This is a genomic window from Trichocoleus sp. FACHB-40 (assembly GCF_014695915.1).
In the GTDB taxonomy this organism is placed as follows: Bacteria; Cyanobacteriota; Cyanobacteriia; order Cyanobacteriales; family FACHB-T130; genus Funiculus; species Funiculus sociatus.
Genome location: NZ_JACJPF010000042.1, coordinates 1 through 6,194 on the forward strand (window position 1 = coordinate 1; position 6,194 = coordinate 6,194).

The 6,194-nt window shown below is 43.7% G+C and carries 5 protein-coding genes and 1 pseudogene; 4 read left to right on the top strand and 2 right to left on the bottom strand.

Annotation, left to right across the window (positions count from 1 at the left end):
* Nucleotides 1–60: 60 nt before the first annotated feature.
* Nucleotides 61–279, bottom strand: coding sequence for a hypothetical protein (locus H6F63_RS07465; RefSeq protein WP_190636220.1), 219 nt, complete (start codon nt 277–279; stop codon nt 61–63).
* A gap of 62 nt (nt 280–341) precedes the next feature.
* Between H6F63_RS07465 and H6F63_RS30420 the strand changes: the two genes are divergently transcribed.
* From H6F63_RS30420 to H6F63_RS07480, 4 genes and pseudogenes are all read left to right on the top strand, one after another.
* Complete coding sequence (locus H6F63_RS30420) at nt 342–473, top strand: hypothetical protein (RefSeq protein ID WP_277876361.1); 132 nt, start codon at nt 342–344, stop codon at nt 471–473.
* A 196-nt stretch (nt 474–669) separates the two neighbouring features.
* The gene (locus H6F63_RS07470; RefSeq protein ID WP_190636222.1) at nt 670–3,876 is read left to right on the top strand and encodes a HEAT repeat domain-containing protein; all 3,207 of its coding nucleotides are present in this window, start codon (nt 670–672) and stop codon (nt 3,874–3,876) included.
* Between the two features lie 124 nt (nt 3,877–4,000).
* Nucleotides 4,001–4,693: pseudogene (locus H6F63_RS30910) on the top strand (metallophosphoesterase family protein).
* Between the two features lie 80 nt (nt 4,694–4,773).
* Entirely contained in the window at nt 4,774–5,382 is a 609-nt protein-coding gene (locus H6F63_RS07480; RefSeq protein ID WP_190636224.1) for a GNAT family protein, read from the top strand.
* A gap of 149 nt (nt 5,383–5,531) precedes the next feature.
* On the opposite strand, the gene H6F63_RS07485 is transcribed toward H6F63_RS07480, so the two are convergent.
* Nucleotides 5,532–6,080: a hypothetical protein gene (locus H6F63_RS07485; protein ID WP_190636226.1), complete on the bottom strand. Its 549-nt coding sequence runs from the start codon at nt 6,078–6,080 to the stop codon at nt 5,532–5,534.
* Nucleotides 6,081–6,194 lie beyond the last annotated feature (114 nt).

A 6,194-nucleotide genomic window follows, 5' to 3' on the forward strand; every position in this document is an offset into this window, starting at 1 on the left:
CTTCTCCATCAATTTCTATCCACAATCACCAACTCCTCTCTCGGCTTGCAACTTCTCTCCTCAACCTACTTCAGGGTTTCTGAGTCTACAAATGCTTATCCCGAACTGAGGTTCTATTAGTATTTCGATGTTTGTTCGAGTTCTAGCCATCGTTTCCCGTGCAACAGCAAGGGCATCTTCTAGCAGTGGTTCGTTCCTAATCGATGAGCCTCTTGCTAACAATTCATCCCACACCTGCTCGTATTCCCCGCTTTTGTATCGCTCCAGAAATGTTGTCATAGTGAGTACCTCAAGTTACACATCATTAAATAGACCCCTCTTAACGCTCAACACGACGAGAATTGATAATCGAGTGCCTGTTTAATCGCCTGTGGGAAGTTCGTCCGGAAGCCTTTGCTGAAATATGGCAGAAACTATCTGACGAATCTTTAGAAGAAATTACCAAAGTTTTTGGTGAGCGACTGGCTGAATGACTAAAATCTACTAATGCCATTCAGAAAAAAAGCCCCAGAAGTTGACTGGAGTTTTATTGTAGTAATTAAAATTTTGTGAGTTGCCTTAAGTCTGCTTAACAACGTACAACACCCTATAGGTTTCCAATAAGATTTGGAAATAATGGAATAGCCCTTGTAGCGATATAAAGCAGCATCTCGATTCAAGCATATTGGCATGGTTAACTGGAATCCCTATTTAGATTCACTCTGCAACGCTTACGCCCAATGGTGGAACGTTTACACCATTATGAATTGGGAGGAACAAAAGCGGGAAGGGTCGAAACCATCATCACTATTGTTGGATTTTACTCTCATGGTGCAGAAGATTCAGCCTGACAGCCAGAGGGGAGGCAATAGTCAAGAGAGAGTGGAACGATTGAGTATTCTGGAAGGGCTACGAAAGTATGCTTCGGAACACGTATTGTTGGTAGGGCATCCGGGTTTGGGGAAATCAACGGCATTGGCGCGGTTGTTGTTGGAGGAAGCCCAGAAGGAGAGGGGGAGATGGGGAGAAGGGGAAAAACAGCAACTTCTTACCCCCTCGTTGTTAAAGGTGGCAGGGGAGGAGCTTCCCAAAATCCCCGTGCTGGTAGAACTCCGGTATTACCAAACTTCGGTGCTGAGTTTGATTCAGGATTTCTTAAAGCGGCATGGCTTGTGGCTGCAAGATGCTGAAATAAACGAACTGTTATTTCAGGGACAATTCTTGCTACTACTGGATGGTCTCAACGAGTTGCCATCTGAAGAAGCGCGGCAAGAGTTGAAAGCGTTTCGGCTGGACAATCCAGACACACCGATGGTTTTCACGACGCAGGATTTGGGCGGAGAGAACGACCTCGACATTGACAAGAAGTTGGAGATGCAACCCCTGACAGAGGAGCAAATGCGGCAGTTCTCCTTTGCCTATCTGTCGAGGCAGGGGGAGGAGATGTTGAGGCAGTTGGGGAGTCGCTTGCGGGAGTTCGGGCAAACACCACTGCTGTTGAAAATGTTGTGTTCTGTATTTGTTGATAACAGCAACAAAATACCCCCCAACCTGGGTTTAATGTTTCGCCAGTTCGCTAATCGTTATGACCGCAAGCTTTTTCAAAATGTCCCAGTCGCCAATGAGTATCACCATTGGTGCCCTCAACTGTTGGAACACTTAGCCTGGGTGATGACGAACGGGAAAGTGCCGACACAGTTGCAAGTCGTGCTTTCCAGGCATCAAGCCGAAGCCGTGCTAATGGAATTTCTGCAAGGTAAGGTGGATTGTCCGGAGGATTGCGCCCTCTGCTGGATTGAGGATTTACTCAAGCATCGCCTGATTCAAGTGGGAGCAAACGACCAGATTGAATTTCGACACCAACTGATTCAGGAATATTACACCGCAGAATGCTTGCTCAAACAGCTACCGCAGCTGATTCAGGATGGGGACAGGCTGAAACGAGACTATCTAAATTATCTGAAATGGACTCCAACCCTCGCACTGATGCTGGAGTTGGTGGAGGATGAGGCGCAGGCAGTGCGAGTGGTCGAGTTAGCCTTGGAGGTAGATTTGCAACTGGGAGCAAGGCTGGCAGGAGCGGTAAAACCAGAGTTTCAAGAGCAAACAATTGCTTTAGTAGATGCTAGAGAAATTTCTCCAGAGCTGAAGATTGAGCTTTTGAGTATAACCCGTTCTGACTCTGCCATCCCACTGTTAAGACACACTTGGAAAAATGAAGAATCTTATCTTCGTTTTAGGGCAATAAATGTGCTGGGGGAAATCCAGTCGGAAGCTGCGGTTCAAGCATTAAGTGAACTTCTAGAAGATGAAGATTATTATGTTCGTTCAAGTGCGGTAGAGGCGCTGGGTGAAATTCCGTCAGAAGCTGCGGTTTATGTTTTAAGTAAACTTCTAGAATACGAAGACTGCTTTACTTGTCATAAGGTGATAGAAGCGCTAGATAAAATCTCGCTGCCAACAGCAATTCAAGCGTTATTTAAAGCTCTAGAAAATGAACATCATTATGTTCGTATTAAAGCGGCAGAGCTCCTGAGTGAAATCCAGTCAGAAGCTGCGCTTCAACCGTTAATTAAAGCTCTAGAAGATGAACATTTTGAGGTTTGTGCTGAGGCAGCGATGGCGTTGGGTAAAATACCGTCGGAAATAGCGGTTCAGCCGTTAATTAAAGCTCTAGAAATTGAGGCTTTTAATGTTCTCCGTGGTGCGATATATGCGCTGAGTAAGATTCGGTCGGAGCTAGCCGTTCAACCGTTAATTAAAATCTTAGAAGATAAAGCTCCTCTTATTCGTTGTCTGGCGGCATCTGCACTAGGTAATATTCCCTCGAAAGCAGCAATTCAATCTTTAATTAAACTTCTAGAAGATGAAAACATTTATGTTCGTTTGCGGGCAATAGAAGCACTAGGTAAAATTCCATCAGAAGTAGCAGTTCAAGCGTTAACTAAAGCTTTAGAAAATGACGATTTTTCTGTTCGTCTGAGAGCAGAAAAATCGCTGGGTAGAATTCCATCGAAAGCAACGATTCGAGCGTTAAGTAAAGCCCTAGAAGATGACGATTCTCATGTTCGTCGTAGGGCGATATATGCGCTGAGAGAAATTTCATCAAAAGCAGGGGTTCAACTGTTAATTAAAGCTTTAGAACATAAATCCTCTGAGGAGCGTTGGCTAGCGGTAGAGGCGTTGAATAAAATTCCGTCAGAAGCAACAATTCAACCGTTAGCTAAAACTTTAAAAGATAAATACTCTGATATTCGTGCTGGCGCGGCATTAACCCTGAGCAAAATCCAGTCGGAAGCAGTGATTAAAGTGTTAATCACTGCCCTAGAGAATGAAGATCGTTCTGTTTCTTGGAGAGCAACAGATGAGTTGGGTAAAAACCGCTCAAAAGCAGTAGTTAAACCTTTAGTTAAAGCCCTAAAACATGAGAATCTTAATGTCCGTTTTAACGCAGCAGAAGCATTGGGTAGAATCGGAGCAAAAGCAGCAGTTAAGCCATTAATTAAAGCTTTAGAAGATGAATCCGATTCTGTTCGTCTTAAAGCAGCAGAAGCGCTGGGTAAAATTCAAGCAAAAGCAGCAGTTAAGCCATTAATTAAAGCTTTAGAAGATGAATCCGATTCTGTTCGTCTTAAAGCAGCAGAAGCGCTGGGTAAAATTCAAGCAAAAGAAGCAGTTAAACCGTTAATTAAAGCTCTAGAAGATAAATACTCTGATGTTCGTTCTAGTGCAGCAGATGTACTGGGTGAAATAGCTAGTCCTAAAGTACTGCCTGACTTGTATAAGCATCTACAAAACAGTGAAGGAAGCTATTTACTCAATTCCATTTCTAGCCTTCAAAAGCGCTGCAAGTTCTATAATTATACGCTCACTCAACCTTCTTCTCCACCCGTATAAGGAGGAAGTGAATACTATTATTAATCGTTTTTGAAAATCGCGTAAAAGCCTACCTCCATCCGTGCAATAACACACTATTTGGGCTATGAATAGCTCAATGCAAAGATGAGCTGTTAACTAAACTATGCGTATTCTAGCGATTGGAGACATTCACGGCTGTTCGATGGCGTTTGAAGAACTAATAGCTGCTGTAGATTTACAGCCGGAAGACCGAGTAGTGACTCTTGGCGACTACATAGACCACGGCCCTGACTCCAAAGGCATTCTTAATCGGCTCATTGCACTCCATTACACAGGGCAGCTAGTAGCTCTTCGTGGCAATCATGAGCACATGATGTTATAAGCTTATAAAAATAGTACCTGGGAATTGCCGTGGCTTAATTGTGGTGGTGATAAAACGCTCGCTTCTTACTCAGTCACGGGTAAGGTGGGTAAGCTAGCGGATGTACCTGACAACCATTGGGAATTCCTGAAGAAAGTGTGTGTAAACTGGTATGAGACAGACACACATTTATTTGTACACGCCAACGCTCATCCAGAGATCCCTCTTGCCCAGCAACCTGAACACATCTTGTTGTGGGAACCGTTTGAGTACGTCCAGCGGCACTATTCTGGTAAAACGCTAGTGTGCGGGCATACTGTTCAAACAAGTGGTATCCCTCGCCATATTGGTTATGCTGTCTGCATCGATACCTGGGTTTACGGCAAAGGCTGGCTGACCTGCTGGGATACAATTAGCGGCAGAGTTTGGCAGGCTAATCAATCTGCTGAGGTGCGAACAGCTTGGATTAATGAATTCACCTCGGTTTGTAAGTAAACCCAAGTAAAGACCTCACTTACAACACTATGAAAGACATTGCAGTAGTGGTGTGGAAGTAAGTTGCCTCTGTAAAGAAAATGAGTGGAATTTCCTGGGCATTGACTATTAATACTGAACGGCTGATCCTTCGTCCCCAGCAACCAAGTGATCATGAGACTTGGTACGCTGGCTTTTCTGGGCGATTGCCAAAACAACATCAATACGATGATGGGCTGGTTAGCTTAGATCACTGCGATCGCCAGTGGTTTGCAGATTTGTGTCAACGTCATCAACAGCAGGCGTTAACCGATCGGGTTTTTGTATTTGGTATTTTTTCTCGTCAAACCGATCAGCATCTTGGAAACATCGATCTCTCAACGATTCGTCGCCAAGAACATCAGTGGGCAATTTTAGGATACGAAATTCATAACCAACACTGGAGGCAAGGTTTCGGCAGGGAAGCAGTTCGAGCCACACTAATTGCTGGGTTTGAAACGCTAGGCTATCATCGCATCGAAGCCGCCATTAATTTGGATAATCAAGCATCAATTGCATTGGCTCAAAGTGTGGGTATGCAGAAGGAATGCATTCGTCGCGGCTTTCTGTATGAGAACGAGCAATGGGTAGACCATTTCATTTATGTTGCTCTACCCTCTGATCTAGGTTTAGTCGAAAAGCCACCCACAATTTCCCCATCAGGCATTTAGTGAAACGGTATTACGGGCAAACGGTTGTAGGTCATTTTTGTGGGAGCTAGCGCGGAGGTGATTGCCCGTTCCGGTCTGAAAGCGATCTCAATCCCAAAAATACTGTAGAGAGGGGACGCTCTCGATATTTCCGCATTCTGCCCTAGCAGCTAAGTGTAGCTCCAATATCTAACATAAATAAACTGTGTTCTTTTGTTAAATACCACCCAATAACCATCTATACTTGTAGGTGGAATTTGACCAAACTTATGCTTTGGTTGCTGGGTAAAATAACATTCTAAATTTTCTACCTCATTTAAATTTTGTATGTCCTCAGCAGAACGATTGAATAAAGAAATAAGCCCAAACAGTTTGTTTTGTTGGGTGATAACTTGAGAAAACCACTGTCTAATTGTTTCTAATTCTTGACGGTTGCAAGCTGTACCGTCTCTTATACCCTTGTAAAAACCCTGATATTTAGGTGGCGGCAATTCTTCTTTTACATGAAATCTAATCCATATATCTCGACCGTCAAAAATATAGGTGTATCCGCCGCCAATTAAGCGATCGGCTTTGACCTCTGAACGAAATTCCCAATCGTATAGCCAATCAGGCTCGGTGGGAACCGGAATTCCACCAGTTGTGAGGAAGAGGAGAAAAAATAGCACAATAGGTGTCCCTATCACAATTGCGAGAAATGCTAAAAGTTTCTTGATCATCTAAGCTGTTCAGCATTTAAATAAAGTATAATCCGAAAGTAAATTTAGTCTAACAAGTGAAAGATGCCAGCGAAAAATTATCTCAATCAAGAGCAAGTAGAGAAACTACAAAAA

What these genes read in the sequence shown, in the direction of transcription:
- H6F63_RS07465 (WP_190636220.1), bottom strand. Translation starts at nt 279, where the DNA reads ATGACAACATTTCTGGAGCGATACAAAAGCGGGGAATACGAGCAGGTG.
- H6F63_RS07470 (WP_190636222.1), top strand. Translation starts at nt 670, where the DNA reads ATGGTTAACTGGAATCCCTATTTAGATTCACTCTGCAACGCTTACGCC.
- H6F63_RS07480 (WP_190636224.1), top strand. Translation starts at nt 4,774, where the DNA reads ATGAGTGGAATTTCCTGGGCATTGACTATTAATACTGAACGGCTGATC.
- H6F63_RS07485 (WP_190636226.1), bottom strand. Translation starts at nt 6,080, where the DNA reads ATGATCAAGAAACTTTTAGCATTTCTCGCAATTGTGATAGGGACACCT.